This is a genomic window from Pseudomonas sp. PA15(2017), from assembly GCF_001945395.1.
GTDB lineage: Bacteria > Pseudomonadota > Gammaproteobacteria > Pseudomonadales > Pseudomonadaceae > Aquipseudomonas.
Window position 1 is genome coordinate 518,378 of record NZ_MSXV01000058.1, and the last position, 17,979, is coordinate 536,356.

The window sequence follows — 17,979 nt, forward strand, 5'->3', positions numbered from 1 at the left end:
GGCTTGTCCCAGGCACGCATCCTCACACTGTTTCAACAGATTATCGGAGTTAAATTCAGAGTTTCCCTAGATGTTTGAATTCACCACATCACCGCTAACGCCCGTAAACCAGCGGATAGGCCAAAGCACCTATCACTTCGTTGAGCAGCAGGGTGCTTTGCCAGAAAGCTTTGCCTTCCGGCAACCAGCCGCCCATTGGCCGGTCATTGGGCACACCGAGAAAGCCCACCGGCGCCGTCAACACCTCGAAACCGACCTGTTCGAAGCACCAGCGTGAGCGCGGCATGTGCCAGGCCTGGGTGACCAGCAACACCCGGCGGATGCCCTCGGGCTGCAGCAGCGCAGCGGATTGTGTCGCGTTCTCCCAGGTGGTGCGGCTGCGTTCTTCCTGCCAGCGCACCTCGACACCCAGGTCCTCGCGCATCACCTCGGCCATCAGCGCCGCCTCGCTGGGCGGGCGACCGAAGTGCAGGCCGCCGCTGGTCAGCACCGGCAAACCGGAGGCCTTGGCCAGCCGCGCCGCATAGCGGGTACGTTCCAGCGCCATGGCGCTGGGCTGCTCATCCCCCCAGGCGGGGTCGTCCGAATCGCGCCCACCGCCGAGCACGACGATGACGTCCGCCTGCTGCGCCAGGGTGCTCCACTGTTGCTGGGCGATTGCCGGCTCGCGCTCGATGACCCTGGCCAGCCATTCCACCGTCACCGGCAGGCTCATCAACCACAGGCCGCCCAGCCCGAACGTGAAACAGCACAGGGCCAGCCGCGGGAAGCGCCGGCGCAGGAACCAGCCCAGGGCGATGAGCAGCAACAGGATGCCGGGCGGCATGAAGAACTGCTTGAGCATGTAGCGCAGCGGCATCGAGCACCTCCGAAAAGGCTCGAAGCCTAGGGTCTGTTGACGTTTCAACGCAAGCGGATGCAGCAACCGGCGGCCAGGGTCAGGGCTTGTGGCACTCGGACTCGCGCTCGCGACTGGCGAGGGCCGGCTGCCGCTGGAATGGCGGCTGCGTAACCGCCGACTGGTAGTGACGCGCCGCCGTGGCGTGCCAGCCATTGAGCCAGGCACGATCCTTGGCGAGGTAAGCGATGATCAGTGCCAGCTCGTCGGGCGACAGGCCGCGCACTTCCATGTCTGGAAGTGGCTGGCTGGATAGCTGCGCCAGGTTGTCGGCTTCGTCCAGGGCCACGGTCAGGCGCTCCAGCAACCGTCCATAGGGGTCGCTTTCATTAGGGGTATCCAGGGGGACTTGCATCGCACACCTCCAGGCAGGGCGCCATCCACTGAGCGTAGCCGCAACCCCGCAGCCGGCTTGCCGCGACGACAAATGGCGCCATCGACGGCGCACCACGCAATCAGCGTTTCCCTCTGCCGAGGGGGGTCATGTATGCTACGGCGTTTCCCGAAAGCCCCTTTCCCTAGCGCAAGTAGCCATGCACGAACAGTATCAGCCACGTGAAATCGAAGCCGCCGCGCAATCCCACTGGGACGCGCAGAACTCCTTTGCTGTCAGCGAACAGCCCGGCAAGGACACCTTCTACTGCCTGTCGATGTTCCCCTACCCGAGCGGCAAGCTACACATGGGGCACGTGCGCAACTACACCATCGGTGACGTGATCGCCCGCTACCAGCGCATGCAGGGCAAGAACGTGCTGCAGCCCATGGGCTGGGACGCTTTCGGCATGCCGGCGGAAAACGCCGCCATGAAGAACAACGTGGCGCCGGCCAAGTGGACCTACGAGAACATCGAGTACATGAAGTCCCAGCTGAAGAGCCTGGGCCTGGCCATCGACTGGTCTCGCGAAGTCACCACCTGCAAGCCGGACTACTACCGCTGGGAACAATGGCTGTTCACCCGCCTGTTCGAAAAAGGCGTGATCTACCGCAAGAACGGTACCGTCAACTGGGATCCGGTCGACCAGACCGTGCTGGCCAACGAACAGGTCATCGACGGCCGCGGCTGGCGTTCCGGCGCGGTTATCGAAAAGCGCGAGATCCCCATGTACTACTTCAAGATCACCGCCTACGCGGATGAGCTTCTGAGTAGCCTGGACGAACTCGATGGCTGGCCGGAACAGGTCAAGACCATGCAGCGCAACTGGATCGGCAAGTCGCGCGGCATGGAAGTGCAGTTCCCCTACGACCTCGCCTCCATCGGCGAGGCCGGTGCGCTGAAGGTGTTCACCACCCGCCCCGACACCCTGATGGGCGCGACCTACGTCGCCGTGGCCGCCGAACACCCGCTGGCCACCCTGGCCGCCAGGAACAACCCCGAGCTGCAGGCGTTCATCGCCGAATGCAAGGCTGGCAGTGTCGCCGAAGCCGACATGGCCACCCAGGAAAAGAAAGGCCTGCCGACCTCGCTGTCCGTCGAGCACCCGCTGACCGGCGAGAAGCTGCCGGTGTGGGTCGCCAACTATGTGCTGATGCACTACGGCGACGGCGCGGTGATGGCGGTCCCGGCCCACGACGAACGCGACTTCGCCTTCGCCCGCAAGTACCACCTGCCGGTCAAGGCCGTGGTGCGTACCAGCGCTGGCGATGAAGTCGGCAGCGAATGGCAGGACGCCTACGGCGAACATGGCCAGCTGATCAACTCCGGCGAGTTCGACGGCCTGGACTTCGAAGGCGCGTTCGACGCCATTGAGGCGGCGCTGCTGCGCAAGGAACTCGGCAAATCGCGCACCCAGTTCCGCCTGCGCGACTGGGGCATCAGCCGCCAGCGCTACTGGGGCTGCCCGATCCCGATCATCCACTGCGACAGCTGTGGCGACGTACCGGTACCCGAAGACCAGCTGCCGGTCGTGCTGCCCGAAGACGTAGTGCCCGATGGCGCCGGCTCGCCGCTGGCGCGCATGCCGGAATTCTACCAATGCAGCTGCCCGAAATGCGGCGCACCGGCCAAGCGTGAAACCGACACCATGGACACTTTCGTGGAATCGTCCTGGTACTTTGCCCGCTACGCCTCGCCGCACTACACCGGCGGCATGGTCGACCCGGCGGCGGCCAACCACTGGCTGCCGGTTGACCAGTACATCGGCGGCATCGAACACGCCATCCTGCACCTGCTGTACGCGCGCTTCTTTCACAAGCTGATGCGCGACGAAGGCCTGCTGACCTCCAACGAGCCGTTCAAGAACCTGCTGACCCAGGGCATGGTGGTCGCCGAGACCTATTACCGCGTGCTCGATAACGGCGGCAAGGACTGGTTCAACCCGGCCGACGTCACCGTCGAGCGGGACGCCAAGGGCAAGGTCATCGCCGCCAAGCTGACCAGCGACGGCCTGCCGGTGGAAATCGGTGGCACCGAGAAGATGTCCAAGTCCAAGAACAACGGCGTCGACCCGCAGGCGATGATCGATGCCTACGGCGCCGACACCTGCCGCCTGTTCATGATGTTCGCTTCGCCGCCCGACATGAGCTGCGAGTGGTCGGATGCCGGTATCGAAGGCGCCAACCGCTTCCTGCGCCGCGTCTGGCGTCTGGCCCAGGGCCACGTCGCCCAGGGCCTGCCGGGCGTGCTGGATGTCGCCAAGCTGGACGACGCCGGCAAGGAAATCCGCCGCGCCATTCACCTGGCCATCAAGCAGGCCTCCCAGGACGTGGGCCAGCACCACAAATTCAACACTGCCATCGCCCAGGTGATGACCTTGATGAACGTGCTGGAAAAGGCCCCTCAGGACAACGACCAGCAGCGCGCCCTTATCCAGGAAGGCCTGGAAACCGTCGCCCTGCTGCTCGCCCCGATCACCCCGCACATCAGCCACGAGCTGTGGCAGGAGCTGGGTCACGAGGAAGCCATCATCGACGCCAACTGGCCGGTGGTGGACGAGTCGGCCCTGGTGCAGGACAGCCTGACCCTGGTGATCCAGGTCAACGGCAAGCTGCGCGGGCAGATCGAAGTGCCGGCCGATGCCAGCCGCGAGGCGGTCGAGGCCGCAGCGCGCAGCAACGAGAACGTACAACGCTTCACCGAAGGGCTGACGATCCGCAAGGTCATCGTGGTGCCTGGCAAGCTGGTCAATATCGTCGCCAGTTGAGGCGACAGGGAACCGCCGGTCGCCTCCCGCGACCGGCGTCCGGTCTAGAGTTTCGGCCATGCCGGCCAGCGGAGCCGGCAGGACAAGGGGATACGAGATGATCAAGCGCAATCTGTTGGTAATCGGCCTGGCTGGCCTACTCGGCGCCTGCGGCTTCCAGCTGCGTGGCACCGGCGACGTGCAGTTCGCCCTCAAGGAGCTGGACGTCAGCGCCCGCGACACCTACGGCGACACCGTGCGTGACGTCAAGGACGTGCTGGAGAGCAACGGCGTTCGCGTGTTCCCGGGCGCGGCCTACAAGCTGTACCTGGCGAGCGAACAGGAAAGCCAGCGTTCGGCCAGCTACACCAGCTCGGCGCGCAGCGTCGAGTACGAGCGGACCATGAGCCTGGATTACGAGATCCGCGGCGCCAAGAATCTGCTGTTGCTGAACAACAAGCTCGAAGTGCAGAGCTACTACGTGCAGGACTCCAACAACCTGATCGGCAACGACCAGCAGGCCAATCAGTTGCGCACCGAAATGCGCCGCGACCTGGTTCAGCAACTGGCCCAGCGCCTGCAGCAGATTACCCCGGCACAACTGGACGAGCTGCAGCAGACCGCCGAAGCCAAGGCGAAGGCCGAAGCCGACGCCCTGGAAGCGGCCCGTCAGCGTGAAGCGGCGCAGCCGCAGCAATCGCCCATCGAACTGCCTGTCCAGTAAGCCGCTCACGATTGCACGTGTTGGTTTGTCGCGATGGCAATCGGGAAGCTGTCCCTGGGTACTAACTGTGGGAGCGGGCATGGACTAGGCGTCCCCGCCCGCTCCCACAGGTATTGCGCTAATGGCCGCTACAGCTTCCGCCACCTGATTGCGAATCAGGTTCCAAGCTGACAGAACCTTTTGTCCAGCCCATCGGGTTCAGGAACTCATGAAACTCGCTCCCGCCCAACTCGGCAAACACCTGCAAGGCGCGCTCGCCCCGGTTTACGTGGTCTGTGGCGATGAAGCCCTGCTCTGCCAGGAAGCCACCGACGCCATCCGCAGTGCCAGCCGCGTGCAAGGCTTCACCGAGCGCGAGGTGTTTCACGCCGAAGCCAATTTCGACTGGGGCATGCTCTACGAAGCCGGCGCCAGCCTGTCGCTGTTCGCCGAGAAGCGTGTCATCGAGCTGCGCATCCCCAACGGCAAGCCCGGTGACAAGGGCGCGGCAGCGATTCTCGAATACCTCGGCCGCCCGCCGGAAGACACCCTGCTGTTGATCACCCTGCCCAAGCTCGACGGCAGCGCGCAGAAGACCAAGTGGGCCAAGGCGCTGATCGACGGGCCCAACTGCCAGTTCGTGCAGATCTGGCCGGTGGATGCCAATCAATTGCCACAGTGGATTCGCCAGCGCCTGGCCCAGGCCGGCATGAACGCCAGTGCCGATGCGGTCGACCTGATCGCCGCCCGCGTCGAAGGCAACCTGCTGGCCGCTGCCCAGGAAATCGAGAAGCTCAAGCTGCTCGCCGACGGCCAGCAGATCGATGCCGGCACCGTGCAGGCCGCCGTCGCCGACAGCGCCCGCTATGATGTCTTCGGCCTGATCGACGCCATTCTCAACGGTGAGGCCGCCCACGCCCTGCGTATGCTCGACGGCCTGCGCGGCGAGGGACAGGAGTCGCTGTTCATCGTGGTGATGCTGGCCCGTGAGCTGCGCCAGCTGGCCAACATCGCCTATCAACATGGCCAGGGCATCCCGCTGGACAAGGCCTTCGCCTCCGCCCGCCCGCCCGTGTGGGACAAGCGCCGCCCGCTGGTCAGCAAGGCCCTGCAGCGTCACACGCCGGCACGCTGGAACGCCCTGCTGATGGATGCCCAGCAGATCGATGCACAGGTCAAGGGCCAGGCGCCGGGCGATCCCTGGGCCAGCCTGTCGCGCCTGGTGTTGATGATGGCCGGCCAACGCCTGAAACTCGGCGCCTAACAGGCCGTTGAAAAACGTAGGCGAGACAGACAGCGCAAGGCAAAAACATGCGAAAAAGCGGAGTGTACGAGTAGTACATGAGCGTTTTGAGCTTGTTTTTAACGCTGCTATGGCAACGCGGCTAGTTTTTCAACAACCTGTTAACGCCTACCTCGCGTATGGACATTGGCTGCCCAGCGGCGCATGATTCGCGCCGCTCGCTATCCGGGCGAGCACCGATCGAGGATCTGCCATGAGCAAGAAGAAACGCCCCAACAAGGCCAAATCCATCATCGCCCAGCCGCTGTTCCGCTCGCGCCAGGAACGCCCCGGCAAAGGAAAAGGCAGCTACAACCGTCAAGCCTCCCAGCAAAACTGGGAGGCTTGTTCATTTATGGCGGCTTGAAAACTCGCCCGGCCCGAATTTCTCTTCATCCGTGCTAAGGTGGTCGCCTGCAAAACGTGTTGAGATGACCATGCCCAACCTGTTCATTCGCGGCCTACCTGTTACCGCTGCGGCCAGTTTCCTGCTTTTGCTCACGGCATGCGCCGATGCCCCTGCCCAACCATTGGCTTTCACGAGTGGCGTGCCGAGCGCTACGGCCAGCAACGCCGTCTCAGGTCAACCCGTCGAAGAGCAACTGAGCTTCGAACAATGGCGCGACCTGCTGCGCAGCGACGCCATCGCCGCTGGCATCAGCCCGACCCTGTTCGATCGCGCCTTCGCTGGCGTGGTGCCGAACCCCGATGTGGTCAAGGCCGACAGCAGCCAACCTGAATTCAGCCGTCCGGTGTGGGAATACCTCAAGGGTGCGGTGTCGCCGAGCCGGGTCGCCCGCGGGCGCATCCTGCTGACCCAGAACCGCGCCATGCTCAACCAGATCGAACAGCGTTATGGCGTCGATCCCGAAACCTTGGTCGCCATCTGGGGCCTGGAGAGCAACTTCGGCAGCAATATCGGCAGCCACAACGTGGTGCGCTCGCTGGCCACCCTGGCCTACGAAGGCCGTCGCCAGGCCTTCTGGCGCGGTCAGTTGCTGGCCGTGCTGCAGATTTTCCAGCATGGAGACATCGCCCCCGAGAGCCTGGTCGGTTCCTGGGCCGGCGCCATGGGCCAGACCCAGTTCATGCCCACCACCTACAACGAGCACGCGGTGGATTTCGACGGCGATGGCAAGCGTGACGTGTGGACGTCCACCGCTGACGCCCTGGCGTCGGCCGCCCACTACCTGCAAAGCTCCAACTGGCAACTGCGCCAGCCCTGGGGTTTCGAAGTACAGCTGCCCAAGGGTTTCGACTACGCCCTGGCCGACCCGGAAGTGCGCCGCAACATGGCGCAGTGGCGCGAACTGGGTATTCACCCCGTCGGCCAGCCGCTGAGCACCCCGCGCGACGATGCCAGCGCCACCCTGCTGCTGCCTGCCGGGCACCGCGGGCCGGCCTTCCTGCTGTTCAGCAACTTCCGCAGCATCCTGCGCTACAACAACTCGACGTCCTATGCCCTGGCCATCGGCCTGCTGTCCGACAGTTTGCGCGGTGGCAACGCCGTGCAAGGCAGCTGGCCCGAGGGTGACCGCCAGCTGGGCCGCAGCGAGCGCGTCGAACTGCAGGAGCGCCTCAACGCCCGCGGCTTCGACTCTGGGCATGCCGACGGCATCATCGGCGCCAACACTCGCAAGGCCATCCGCGCTTTCCAGCTGCACCTGGGCTGGCCGGCCGACGGTTACCCGGATGCCAATCTGCTCGAGCGGCTGCGCCAGCCGCACTGACCCTACCGCGTGGTGACGCCCGTCACCACGCCTTCCCGATGTTTGCGATTCGCCCGTTCCTGGGCGACTCTGTAGCCAGGCACTTACTGTGATCCAGGAAGTGCTCGGCTACCCGCCTGCCGTGATCCGGCGCGGGTCAATGACAACAGAGAGGTCGCTATGCACGACATCGAGCTGAACGAAGAACAACGCATGATCCGCGACTGCACCCGGCAGTTCGCCCGACGCGCCATCGCGCCCCACGCCCAGGACTGGGAAAAGGCTGGCTGGATCGACGACGCCGCGGTGGCCCAGATGGGCGATATGGGCCTGTTGGGCATGATCGTGCCGGACACCTGGGGTGGCAGCTATCTCGATTACGTGGCTTATGCGCTGGCCGTGGAAGAAGTGTCCGCCGCCGATGCCGCCACCGGCACCCTGATGAGCGTACACAACTCGGTAGGTTGCGGCCCGCTGCTCAATTACGGCAGCGATGAGCAGAAAGGCGAATGGCTGGCCCGCCTGGCCAGTGGCGCGGTAATCGGTTGCTTCTGCCTGACCGAGCCCCAGGCCGGCTCCGAGGCCCACAACCTGCGCACCCGCGCCGAGCTGCGGGACGGGCGCTGGGTACTCAACGGTGCCAAGCAGTTCGTCAGCAACGGCCGCAGGGCCGGGCTGGCGGTCGTCTTCGCGGTAACCGATGCCTCGCTCGGCAAGCAGGGCCTCTCGGCCTTTCTGGTGCCCACCAACACGCCGGGCTTTCGCATCGAGCGCAGCGAGCACAAGATGGGCATTCGCGCCTCGGACACCTGCGCCATCACCCTGGACGACTGCAGCATTCCTGCCGCCAACCTGCTCGGCGAGCGCGGCAAGGGCCTGAGCATCGCCCTGTCCAATCTCGAGGGTGGGCGCATCGGCATCGCCGCCCAGGCGGTCGGTATCGCCCGCGCCGCCTTCGAAGCCGCTCTGCTCTACTCCCGCGAACGGGTGCAATTCGACAAGCCGATCGGCGAACACCAGAGCATCGCCAACCTGCTGGCCGACATGCACACCCAGATCAACGCTGCCCGGCTGCTGACCCTGCATGCCGCGCGCCTGCGCAGCGCCGGCCAGCCATGCCTGTCGCAAGCCTCCCAGGCCAAGCTGTTCGCCTCGGAAATGGCCGAGCGGGTATGTTCCAAGGCGCTGCAGGTGCACGGCGGCTATGGCTATCTGGAGGATTTCCCGGTGCAGCGTTACTACCGTGATGCGCGCATCACCCAGATCTACGAAGGCGCCAGCGAGATCCAGCGCCTGCTGATCGCCAGGGAGCTCAAGCACTACGCGCTCTAAAAGCCTGTTCAAAGTCTTATCTGCGCATGAAGCGGCAACTACAAGGCAGAAGCGGCCGTTCGCCGATCCACTGTGGGAGCGCGCCATGCGCGCGAAAAATAGCGGGCATGGACTGGGCGTCCCCGCCCGCTCCCACAGGTACTGCGCCGATGACCGCTACTGCCACTTTGCCGCCGAAATCGACAAACCTAGGCTGCAAGGTCATGTACAGTTTCTAAGCACTTTCCTAGCCCTTGAGCAGCCGCGCTTCCGCGTTGTCCAGATCACGGAGGATCTCGGCCAGCATGTCGTCGTCCAACTGATTGTCCTTGCGCATCCGGTACAGCTCCAGGCGCTGGGTGCGCAAGGCATGCAAGCGCATGCGGTATTCGAGCTGGTCGGCCTGGCGCTGGTATTCGCGCGATTCCTCGGCACGGCGGGTGCGGGTACGTTCGAGCAGGTCGCGGTACTCGCTCATCAGCTTGGCGCGGATCTCTGCCGTGGCGATGGCGCTGTCGGTATCGGCGGCCTTTTCGTCATCGGCTTCCAGGCAGCGGATCGCCGCCTGCAGCACCTGGGCGCGGTGCTGGTTGAGCTCCGCCTCCTGCCGCGCCACGTTGTCCTGAGGCAACAGCGGCAGCAGCCGGGGCAGCACCACGCTGGCCACCAGCAGCGACACCAGAATCACCCCGGCCGCGATCAGGATCAGCAGGTTCCGCTCGGGAAAGGCCTCGCCGCTGTTGAGCAGCAGCGGCAGCGACATCACGCCCGCCAGGGTCACGGCACCGCGCACCCCACCGACGGTCAGTACGGCGGTCAGGGCGATGCGCGATTGCCCGGCAAAGCGGGTCGACTTGCCCCGCCAGCGCCGCAGCATGCCCGAGGTACGCCAGTAGCAGTACACCCAGGCAAAGCGCAGCGCCATCAGCACCGCATACACCGCCAGCACGTAGCCGAGCGCCGGCAGCAGCAGGTGCCAGGTATCGGCGTGATCACCGATCACCGCCTTGATTATGTCCGGCAGTTGCAGGCCCAACAGCAGGAAGATCAGACCATTGAAGGTGAATTCGAGCATCGCCCACACGCCCCGGTTGAGCAGCCGCGTGGTGGTCTGCCGCGGCAGCAGGTCGAGGCGGCTCTGCATCATGCCGGCCGCCACCGCCGAGAGAATGCCCGACAACCCCACGTGCTCGGCAGCCACGTAGGCGGCGAAAGGCAGCAGCAGCATGAGCAGCACATGGGGCGCCGGCTCCTCCCAGCCTCGGGCGATCATCCAAGCGCGCAGACGACCGAGCAGGTAACTCAGCGCCATGCCGATCAGCAGGCCGCCGGCGGCTACCAGCACGAACTGCAGGCTGGCATCGGTGAACGAGAACACCCCAGTCAGGGTGGCCGCCACGGCGAACTTGAATGCCACCAGGCCGGAGGCATCGTTCATCAACGCCTCGCCCTGCAGCAGATTGTTCAGCGTATTGGGCAGACGCCCGTGGGCGATCGCCGACACCGCCACCGCATCGGTCGGCGACAACACCGCCGCCAGGGCGAAGCAGGCGGCCAGGGGAACCTGGGGCAGCAACCAGTGAATGAAATATCCGGCGCCCAGAATGGTCACGAACACCAGGGCGAAGGCCAGGAACAGGATCGGTGTGCGCAGCTTGCGAAACTGCCCCTTGGGCATGCGCCAGCCATCGACGAACAGCAGCGGCGGGATGAACAGCAGCAGGAACAGCTCGGGGTCGAGGCGCACGTGCAGACCCAGCGCCGGCACCGCCAGCAAGGCGCCGATGAGAATCTGCAGAATGGGCAACGGCAAGGGAATGAACTGCGCGCTGATACGGGTGCCACTGACCACCAGCAACATGATCAGGATGGTGTAGAGAAGCTGCATGGGGGGAGAGATCCTTTGCGATGACGGCCGCCTGGCTAGGGCCGGTGCATTCTAACGCCAGCAGCGTGCAGGCGGATGCGCCGCAAGCCGAATCGACGTGGCATAATCGACGGCCTCGGTATTCACAAGTAGCAACGGGGACTCGACGAGTGGAGTCCTCCAGAGGTAGACCAATGAGTTACGTGCTTTATGGCATCAAGGCCTGCGACACCATGAAGAAGGCCCGCACCTGGCTCGACGAGCGCGGTGCCACTTACCAGTTCCACGATTACAAGACCGCCGGCATCGACCGCGGCAACCTGCAGAAATGGTGCGACGAACACGGCTGGGAAACCATCCTCAATCGTGCAGGCACCACCTTCCGCAAGCTCGACGACGCGCAGAAAAGCGATCTCGACCAGGCCAGGGCCATCGACCTGATGCTGGCCCAACCGTCGATGATCAAGCGCCCGGTGCTGGACCTTGGCACCCGCACCCTGGTCGGTTTCAAACCCGAGCGTTACGCCGCCGAACTGGCCTGATATCGCCTCCCAATCGAATTCGCTGCAAGGAAAAGCTCATGTCCAATACTCTGTTCAGCCTGGCCTTCGGGGTCGGCACCCAAAACCGTCAAGGCGCCTGGCTGGAAGTGTTCTATGCCCAGCCGCTGCTCAACCCGAGCGCCGAACTGCTCGCCAAGGTCACCGAGAAACTCGGCTACAGCGGCGGCAACCAGGCCATCGTTCTGACCAACCAGCAAGCCGGTGAGCTGGCCAGCGCCCTGAAAGGCGTCGACAGCGTGCAAGCAGCATTGCTGACCCGCCTGGCCGAAAGCGCCAAGCCGCTGGTCGCCACCCTGCTGGCCGAAGACGCCGCCCTGACCAGCACGCCCGAGGCCTACCTCAAGCTGCACCTGCTGTCCCACCGCCTGGTCAAGCCACACGGCCTGAACCTGACCGGCATCTTCCCGCTGCTGCCCAACGTCGCCTGGACCAGTCAGGGTGCGGTCGACCTGGCCGAGTTGCCGGAGCGCCAACTGGAAGCCCGCCTCAAAGGCGACCTGCTGGAAGTCTTCTCGGTGGACAAGTTCCCGAAAATGACCGACTACGTGGTGCCGAGCGGCGTGCGTATCGCTGACAGCGCACGGATTCGTCTGGGCGCGTACATCGGCGAAGGCACCACCGTGATGCACGAAGGCTTCGTCAACTTCAACGCCGGTACCGCCGGCCCGGGCATGATCGAAGGTCGCGTGTCCGCCGGCGTATTCGTCGGCAAGGGTTCGGATCTGGGCGGCGGCTGCTCGACCATGGGCACCCTGTCCGGTGGCGGCAACATCGTCATCTCCGTGGGCGAAGGCTGCCTGATCGGCGCCAACGCCGGTATCGGCATCCCGCTGGGCGACCGCAACATCGTCGAAGCCGGCCTGTACGTCACCGCCGGCACCAAGATCGCCCTGCTCGACGATCAGAACAACCTGGTCAAGGTGGTCAAGGGTCGTGATCTGGCTGGTCAGGCTGACCTGCTGCTGCGTCGTAACTCGCAGAGCGGCGCGGTCGAGTGCAAGACAAACAAGTCGGCGATCGAGCTGAACGAAGCCCTGCACGCTCACAACTGACCGGAGCGGCTTCAGGCTACAAGCTACAGGCCGCAGGCAAAGCGCTTGAGCCTGGAGCCTGGAGCCTGGGGCCTGAAGCCCTATGCTTTTGTCCCCCTGGCGCGCCGACTTCCCCGGCCTGCGCGCCCTTGATGCCGACGGCCAGACCTACCTCGACAGCGCCGCTACCGCGCAGAAGCCGCAAGCGGTACTCGATGCCCTGCTGGCCTACTACGCTGGCGGCGCTGCCAACGTGCACCGCGCTCAGCACCTGCCGGGCGAACGCGCCACCCGCGCGTTCGAGGCGACCCGTGACAAGGCGGCCCGCTGGCTGAATGCGGCCAGCCGCGACGAGATCGTCTTTACCCGCGGCGCCACCGAATCGCTGAACCTGCTAGCCTATGGGCTGGAGTCGGTGTTCATGGCCGGTGACGAGATCGTCGTCAGCGCCGCCGAGCACCACGCCAACCTGTTGCCCTGGCAGCAACTGGCCGCGCGCAAATCCCTGAAGCTGGTGGTCCTGCCGCTCACTCCCGCTGGCGATATCGACCCGCAGGAGGCCACCGCGCTGATCGGCCCGCGTACTCGCCTGCTCGCCCTCAGTCAGCTGTCCAACGTGCTGGGGCGCTGGCAGGACGTACAGCCGCTGATTCACCAGGCGCAGAAGCACGGCTCCCTGACCGTGGTGGACGGCGCCCAGGCCGTGGTGCATGGCCGCCAGGACGTGCAGGCGCTGGGCTGCGACTTCTACGTCTGCTCAAGCCACAAGCTGTATGGGCCCGATGGCGTCGGCCTGCTCTACGGCCGGCGCGACGCGCTGCAGCGCCTGAACCACTGGCAGTTCGGCGGTGAGATGGTCCAGCAGGCGGATTATCACGCCGCGACCTTCCGCCCCGCGCCGCTCGGCCTGGAAGCCGGTACGCCGGCGGTATCCGGGGTGATTGCCCTTGGTGCAGCCCTGGACTACCTCGAGCGTCTCGACGCCGACGCGGTCAGCCACCACGAAGCGGCGTTGCATCGCCTGCTGCTCGCCGGCCTGCAGCGTTATCCAGGACTGCGTCTGCTCGGCGAGCCGCACACGGCGCTGGCCTGTTTCACCGTCGATGGCATCCACAGCGGCGACCTCGCCCACCTGCTCACCGAGCAAGGCATCGCCGTGCGGGCCGGTCATCACTGCGCCATGCCGCTGCTGCAGCGCCTGGGCGTAAACGGCGCGATTCGCGTCTCCCTCGGCCTGTACAACGACGAGGCCGACCTGCAGCGTTTGTTCGCCGCCCTGGACAAAGCCCTGGAGTTGTTGCGATGACCCTGCCGACCGCCGCGCAGGAAGCACTCGACGCCTTTACCGCCTGCCCCGGCTGGGAACAGCGCGCGCGCCTGCTGATGCAATGGGGCGAACGCCTGGAGCCGCTCGCCGACCGGCATGAAGCGGATCGCGTACACGGCTGTGAGAGCCAGGTCTGGCTGAGCGGTGAACGACAGGACGACCGTTGGCACTTTCGCGCCAGTAGCGATGCGCGCCTGATACGCGGCCTGCTGGCCGTGCTGCTAGCCCGCGTTAACGGATTGCCGGCAGGCGAGCTGGCCGGGTTGGACATCGCCGACTGGTTCGCCCAGCTCGGCCTGTCCCGTCAGCTGTCGCCCTCACGGGCCAACGGCATGAACGCCGTGGTGCAGCAGATGCGCCGGCTGATCGACGCGGCTTAAATCTTCGCGGCCACGCGCTCGCTCGGACGACGGGCACCAGCCACCAGTTTGTCGACGATACGCGCGGCGGCGACCATGCCGAAGGTCGCCGTTACCATCATCACCGCGCCGAAACCGCCGGCGCAGTCGAGCTTCACGCCCTCACCGACGAACGCCTTGCTCTGGCACACGCCACCGTCCGCGCCGGGGTAGCGCAGCTGCTCGGTGGAGAACACGCAGGGCACGCTGTAGGTGCGCCCCGGCGTGCGCGAGAAGCCGTAGTCGCGGCGCAAGGCCGAGCGCACCTTGGCGGCCAGGGGATCATTGAAGGTCTTGTTGAGGTCGGCGACCTGCACCTGGGCCGGGTCGATCTGCCCGCCGGCGCCACCGGTGGTCACCAGGGCGATCTTGCGGCGCTTGCACCAGGCGATCAGCGCCGCCTTGGCCGCCACGCTGTCGATGCAGTCGACCACGCCATCGAGCTCCACCGTGATGTACTCGGCCATGGTCTCGCGGGTCACGAAATCAGCCACCTCATGCACCACGCACGCGGGGTTGATGGCTCGCAAGCGCTCGCCCATCACCTCGACCTTGGCGCGTCCGACCTGCCCTTGCAGGGCGTGGGCCTGGCGATTGGTGTTGCTGACGCAGACGTCGTCCAGATCGAACAGGGAAATTTCGCCCACCCCGGAGCGCACCAGCGCCTCGGCCGCCCACGAACCGACGCCGCCGATACCGACCACGGCCACGTGGGCGGCAGCCAGCCGTTCGGCGCCTTCACGGCCATACAACCGGGCGATGCCGGCGAAACGCTGTTCATCGAACGACATGGGGGCTCCTCTTTTCCGGGCGCGCATTATAGAAAGGCTGGCAGCGCTTCCCAAGCACCATCGGGCCGGTACCTGCAGAGCGCCAGCGCAGCGCGCTGGAACATCGCCGGGCAGCTCCCCGGAGCTGTGCTATACAGTCATTCATCGACGGAGTAGCATGCGCGCCAGCCGGCGCTCGCCGGTCTTCTCCCCGTTCCACCTTTCGGAACCTTACACAGCATGCTTTCGCGCAAGTTCGGTCTCAATCTAGTTGTTTTCCTGGCTATTGCCGCCTTGTTCACCGGTATCTGGGCGCTCTACAACCGCCCGGTCACGGCCCCGGACTGGCCGGAACAGGTGTCCGGTTATTCGTTCTCGCCGTTCCGGCAGGGGCAGAGCCCGCAAACCGGCGTCTACCCGAGCGATCAGGAGATGCGCGAGGACCTCGAGTTGCTGTCCAAGCAAACCGACAGCATCCGCACCTATTCGGTGGACGGTGACCTCGACAAGATTCCCGCCCTCGCCGAGGAGTTCGGCCTGCGCGTGACCCTGGGCGTGTGGATCAGCCCGGACGAGGAGCGCAATGAACGGGAGATCACCAAGGCCATCGAGATCGCCAACAACTCGCGCAGCGTGGTTCGCGTGGTGGTGGGCAACGAGGCACTGTTCCGCCGCGAGGTCACCGTCAAGCAACTGACCGCCTACATGGACCGCGTGCGTTCGGCGGTCAAGGTGCCGGTCACCACTTCCGAGCAGTGGCACATCTGGGACGAATACCCGGAACTGGCCGACCATGCGGACCTGATCGCCGCCCACGTGCTGCCCTACTGGGAATTCATTCCCATGAAGGACTCCACCCAGTTCACCCTGGATCGCGCCCGTGACCTGAAGAAACTTTTTCCGAAAAAGCCCCTGCTGCTTTCCGAAGTGGGCTGGCCGAGCAACGGCCGGGTACGCGGCGGTGCCGAGGCGACCCAGGCCGACCAGGCCATCTACCTGCGCACCCTGGTCACCACACTGAACGCCCAGGGCTACAACTACTTCGTCATCGAAGCCTTCGACCAGCCCTGGAAGGCCGGCGACGAGGGTTCGGTGGGCGCCTACTGGGGCGTCTACAACCTCGACCGCCAGCCGAAATTCAACTTCGAAGGCCCGGTAGTCGCCATTCCGAAATGGCGCATGCTGGCCGTCGCCTCGGTGGTCATGGCGCTGCTGTCGCTGGCCCTGATGCTGATCGACGGCAGTGCCTTGCGCCAGCGCGGCCGCACCTTCCTGACCTTCGTGGCGTTCGCCGGTGGCTCGGCGCTGGTGTGGATCGGCTACGACTACAGCCAGCAATACAGCACCTGGTTCAGCACCCTGGTCGGCGTGCTGCTCGGCATCGGCGCCATTGGCGTGTTCATCGTGTTGCTCACCGAGGCCCACGAGTTGGCCGAAACGGTGTGGACGCAGCGCCGCCGACCGTTCACGCCGGTGATCGGCGACAGCCATTACCGGCCCAAGGTGTCGATCCACGTGCCGTGCTACAACGAGCCGCCGGAAATGGTCAAACAGACCCTCGACGCCCTGGCCAACCTCGATTACCCGGACTTCGAAGTCCTGATCATCGACAACAACACCAAGGACCCGGCGGTGTGGGAGCCGGTGCGCGACTACTGCGCAGAACTCGGCCCGCGCTTCCGCTTCTTCCACGTCGCACCGCTGCACGGCTTCAAGGGCGGCGCGCTGAACTACATCCTGCCGCACACCGCGCCGGACGTCGAAGTGGTGGCGGTGATCGACTCCGACTACTGCGTCGATCGCAACTGGCTCAAGCACATGGTGCCGCACTTCGCCGACCCGGCGATCGCCGTGGTGCAGTCGCCGCAGGACTACCGCGACGGTGAGGAAAGCACCTTCAAGAAACTCTGCTACGCCGAGTACAAGGGCTTCTTCCACATTGGCATGGTGACCCGCAACGACCGCAACGCGATCATCCAGCACGGCACCATGACCATGATTCGCCGCACCGTGATGGACGAGCTGAAGTGGGCCGACTGGACCATCTGCGAGGATGCCGAGCTGGGCCTGCGGGTGTTCGAGAAAGGTTATTCGGCCGCCTACGCCCACGACAGCTTCGGCAAGGGCCTGATGCCCGACACCTTCATCGACTACAAGAAGCAGCGCTTCCGCTGGGCCTACGGCGCCATCCAGATCATGAAGGGCCACGCCCGTCAGCTGCTGGCCGGCAAGGACAGCGAGCTCAAGCGCGGCCAGCGTTATCACTTCATCGCCGGCTGGCTGCCGTGGGTCGCCGATGGCCTGAACATATTCTTCACCGCCGGTGCGCTGCTGTGGTCGGCGGCGATGATCATCGTGCCGCAACGGGTCGACCCGCCGCTGCTGATCTTCGCCATTCCTCCTCTGGCGCTGTTCCTGTTCAAGGTCGGCAAGATCATCTTCCTCTACCAGCGGGCGGTGGGCGTCAACCTCAAGGATGCCTTCTGCGCGGCGGTGGCCGGGCTGGCGCTGTCGCACACCATCGCCAAGGCGGTGTTGTACGGCATGTTCACCAAGACCATCCCGTTCTTCCGCACCCCGAAGATGCGCTCCAGCCATGGCCTGATGGTCGCGCTGGCGGAAGCCCGCGAAGAAGTGTTCATCATGCTGCTGCTGTGGGGCGCCGCCCTGGGCATCGGCATCGTGCAGGGCCTGCCCAGCTACGATGTGAAATTCTGGGTGATCATGCTGCTGGTGCAATCGCTGCCTTACCTGGCCGCCCTGATCATGGCGCTGCTCTCCTCGCAGCCCAAGCCGCTGGAAATCCCGGTGGTGCAGGACGACGCCGAGAACCAGGCGGAGAAGGCCTGATCCACGGCCACGCGACCTGAAAACGGCGGCCACTCAGACTGTGTGAAAACCTAGCAGTCCGAGGGTGAGTTGAAGACAATGCCTCTATCGGTTGATAGGGGCATTGTCGTTTATGGGTTATATCCAGGGCGAAGGTCGCGGGCAAAGCAGT

General features: G+C 65.0%; 15 protein-coding genes. 11 read left to right on the top strand and 4 right to left on the bottom strand.

Features of this window, described 5'->3' with window-relative positions:
- Positions 1 to 94: 94 nt before the first annotated feature.
- Together BVH03_RS24080 and BVH03_RS24085 are read right to left on the bottom strand one after the other, a co-directional pair.
- Positions 95 to 859: a YdcF family protein gene (locus BVH03_RS24080; protein WP_075963529.1), complete on the bottom strand. Its 765-nt coding sequence runs from the start codon at positions 857 to 859 to the stop codon at positions 95 to 97.
- Positions 860 to 938: 79 nt separating this feature from the next.
- Positions 939 to 1,253, bottom strand: a complete 315-nt coding sequence (locus BVH03_RS24085) for a hypothetical protein (protein ID WP_075963530.1) — start codon at positions 1,251 to 1,253, stop codon at positions 939 to 941.
- Between the two features lie 178 nt (positions 1,254 to 1,431).
- Here BVH03_RS24085 and leuS point away from each other — a divergent pair, with 178 nt between their 5' ends.
- From leuS to BVH03_RS24115, 6 genes are all read left to right on the top strand, one after another.
- The gene (gene leuS / locus BVH03_RS24090; protein ID WP_075963531.1) at positions 1,432 to 4,038 is read left to right on the top strand and encodes a leucine--tRNA ligase; all 2,607 of its coding nucleotides are present in this window, start codon (positions 1,432 to 1,434) and stop codon (positions 4,036 to 4,038) included.
- 97 nt (positions 4,039 to 4,135) lie between these two features.
- Positions 4,136 to 4,741, top strand: coding sequence for an LPS assembly lipoprotein LptE (gene lptE, locus BVH03_RS24095; protein WP_075963532.1), 606 nt, complete (start codon positions 4,136 to 4,138; stop codon positions 4,739 to 4,741).
- 208 nt (positions 4,742 to 4,949) lie between these two features.
- Positions 4,950 to 5,984: a DNA polymerase III subunit delta gene (gene holA / locus BVH03_RS24100; RefSeq protein WP_075963533.1), complete on the top strand. Its 1,035-nt coding sequence runs from the start codon at positions 4,950 to 4,952 to the stop codon at positions 5,982 to 5,984.
- Between the two features lie 232 nt (positions 5,985 to 6,216).
- Complete coding sequence (arfA, locus tag BVH03_RS24105) at positions 6,217 to 6,369, top strand: alternative ribosome rescue factor ArfA (RefSeq protein WP_075963534.1); 153 nt, start codon at positions 6,217 to 6,219, stop codon at positions 6,367 to 6,369.
- Between the two features lie 70 nt (positions 6,370 to 6,439).
- The gene (locus BVH03_RS24110) at positions 6,440 to 7,732 is read left to right on the top strand and encodes a lytic murein transglycosylase (protein ID WP_075963574.1); all 1,293 of its coding nucleotides are present in this window, start codon (positions 6,440 to 6,442) and stop codon (positions 7,730 to 7,732) included.
- Positions 7,733 to 7,891: 159 nt separating this feature from the next.
- Complete coding sequence (locus tag BVH03_RS24115; RefSeq protein WP_075963535.1) at positions 7,892 to 9,043, top strand: acyl-CoA dehydrogenase family protein; 1,152 nt, start codon at positions 7,892 to 7,894, stop codon at positions 9,041 to 9,043.
- A 226-nt stretch (positions 9,044 to 9,269) separates the two neighbouring features.
- Here BVH03_RS24115 and BVH03_RS24120 read toward each other — a convergent pair whose 3' ends face one another.
- Positions 9,270 to 10,910 carry a Na+/H+ antiporter gene (locus BVH03_RS24120; protein ID WP_075963536.1) on the bottom strand — a complete coding sequence of 547 codons (1,641 nt, stop codon included), beginning with the start codon at positions 10,908 to 10,910 and terminating at the stop codon, positions 9,270 to 9,272.
- Positions 10,911 to 11,083: 173 nt separating this feature from the next.
- Between BVH03_RS24120 and BVH03_RS24125 the strand changes: the two genes are divergently transcribed.
- The 4 genes from BVH03_RS24125 to BVH03_RS24140 all read left to right on the top strand — a co-directional run bounded on the left by BVH03_RS24125 (position 11,084) and on the right by BVH03_RS24140 (position 14,190).
- A complete protein-coding gene (locus BVH03_RS24125; protein ID WP_075929901.1) occupies positions 11,084 to 11,431 on the top strand; it encodes an ArsC family reductase in 348 nt (115 codons plus the stop codon).
- 38 nt (positions 11,432 to 11,469) lie between these two features.
- Positions 11,470 to 12,504, top strand: coding sequence for a 2,3,4,5-tetrahydropyridine-2,6-dicarboxylate N-succinyltransferase (gene dapD / locus BVH03_RS24130; protein WP_075963537.1), 1,035 nt, complete (start codon positions 11,470 to 11,472; stop codon positions 12,502 to 12,504).
- An 82-nt stretch (positions 12,505 to 12,586) separates the two neighbouring features.
- The gene (locus tag BVH03_RS24135; RefSeq protein WP_075963538.1) at positions 12,587 to 13,789 is read left to right on the top strand and encodes an aminotransferase class V-fold PLP-dependent enzyme; all 1,203 of its coding nucleotides are present in this window, start codon (positions 12,587 to 12,589) and stop codon (positions 13,787 to 13,789) included.
- Positions 13,786 to 14,190, top strand: coding sequence for a SufE family protein (locus tag BVH03_RS24140; protein WP_075963539.1), 405 nt, complete (start codon positions 13,786 to 13,788; stop codon positions 14,188 to 14,190). The genes BVH03_RS24135 and BVH03_RS24140 overlap by 4 nt, the downstream gene beginning before the upstream one ends.
- Here BVH03_RS24140 and tcdA read toward each other — a convergent pair.
- Positions 14,187 to 14,999, bottom strand: coding sequence for a tRNA cyclic N6-threonylcarbamoyladenosine(37) synthase TcdA (tcdA, locus tag BVH03_RS24145; RefSeq protein ID WP_075963540.1), 813 nt, complete (start codon positions 14,997 to 14,999; stop codon positions 14,187 to 14,189). The two genes, BVH03_RS24140 and tcdA, sit on opposite strands and share 4 nt — an antisense overlap.
- A gap of 219 nt (positions 15,000 to 15,218) precedes the next feature.
- Between tcdA and BVH03_RS24150 the strand changes: the two genes are divergently transcribed.
- Complete coding sequence (locus BVH03_RS24150) at positions 15,219 to 17,828, top strand: glycosyltransferase (RefSeq protein WP_075963541.1); 2,610 nt, start codon at positions 15,219 to 15,221, stop codon at positions 17,826 to 17,828.
- Positions 17,829 to 17,979: the final 151 nt, after the last annotated feature.

Coding starts and splice junctions, on each gene's coding strand:
- BVH03_RS24150 (WP_075963541.1), top strand. CDS start 15,219: ATGCTTTCGCGCAAGTTCGGTCTCAATCTAGTTGTTTTCCTGGCTATT.
- BVH03_RS24125 (WP_075929901.1), top strand. CDS start 11,084: ATGAGTTACGTGCTTTATGGCATCAAGGCCTGCGACACCATGAAGAAG.
- arfA (WP_075963534.1), top strand. CDS start 6,217: ATGAGCAAGAAGAAACGCCCCAACAAGGCCAAATCCATCATCGCCCAG.
- BVH03_RS24140 (WP_075963539.1), top strand. CDS start 13,786: ATGACCCTGCCGACCGCCGCGCAGGAAGCACTCGACGCCTTTACCGCC.
- holA (WP_075963533.1), top strand. CDS start 4,950: ATGAAACTCGCTCCCGCCCAACTCGGCAAACACCTGCAAGGCGCGCTC.
- BVH03_RS24110 (WP_075963574.1), top strand. CDS start 6,440: ATGCCCAACCTGTTCATTCGCGGCCTACCTGTTACCGCTGCGGCCAGT.
- BVH03_RS24085 (WP_075963530.1), bottom strand. CDS start 1,253: ATGCAAGTCCCCCTGGATACCCCTAATGAAAGCGACCCCTATGGACGG.
- lptE (WP_075963532.1), top strand. CDS start 4,136: ATGATCAAGCGCAATCTGTTGGTAATCGGCCTGGCTGGCCTACTCGGC.
- BVH03_RS24080 (WP_075963529.1), bottom strand. CDS start 859: ATGCCGCTGCGCTACATGCTCAAGCAGTTCTTCATGCCGCCCGGCATC.
- BVH03_RS24135 (WP_075963538.1), top strand. CDS start 12,587: ATGCTTTTGTCCCCCTGGCGCGCCGACTTCCCCGGCCTGCGCGCCCTT.
- dapD (WP_075963537.1), top strand. CDS start 11,470: ATGTCCAATACTCTGTTCAGCCTGGCCTTCGGGGTCGGCACCCAAAAC.
- BVH03_RS24115 (WP_075963535.1), top strand. CDS start 7,892: ATGCACGACATCGAGCTGAACGAAGAACAACGCATGATCCGCGACTGC.
- leuS (WP_075963531.1), top strand. CDS start 1,432: ATGCACGAACAGTATCAGCCACGTGAAATCGAAGCCGCCGCGCAATCC.
- tcdA (WP_075963540.1), bottom strand. CDS start 14,999: ATGTCGTTCGATGAACAGCGTTTCGCCGGCATCGCCCGGTTGTATGGC.
- BVH03_RS24120 (WP_075963536.1), bottom strand. CDS start 10,910: ATGCAGCTTCTCTACACCATCCTGATCATGTTGCTGGTGGTCAGTGGC.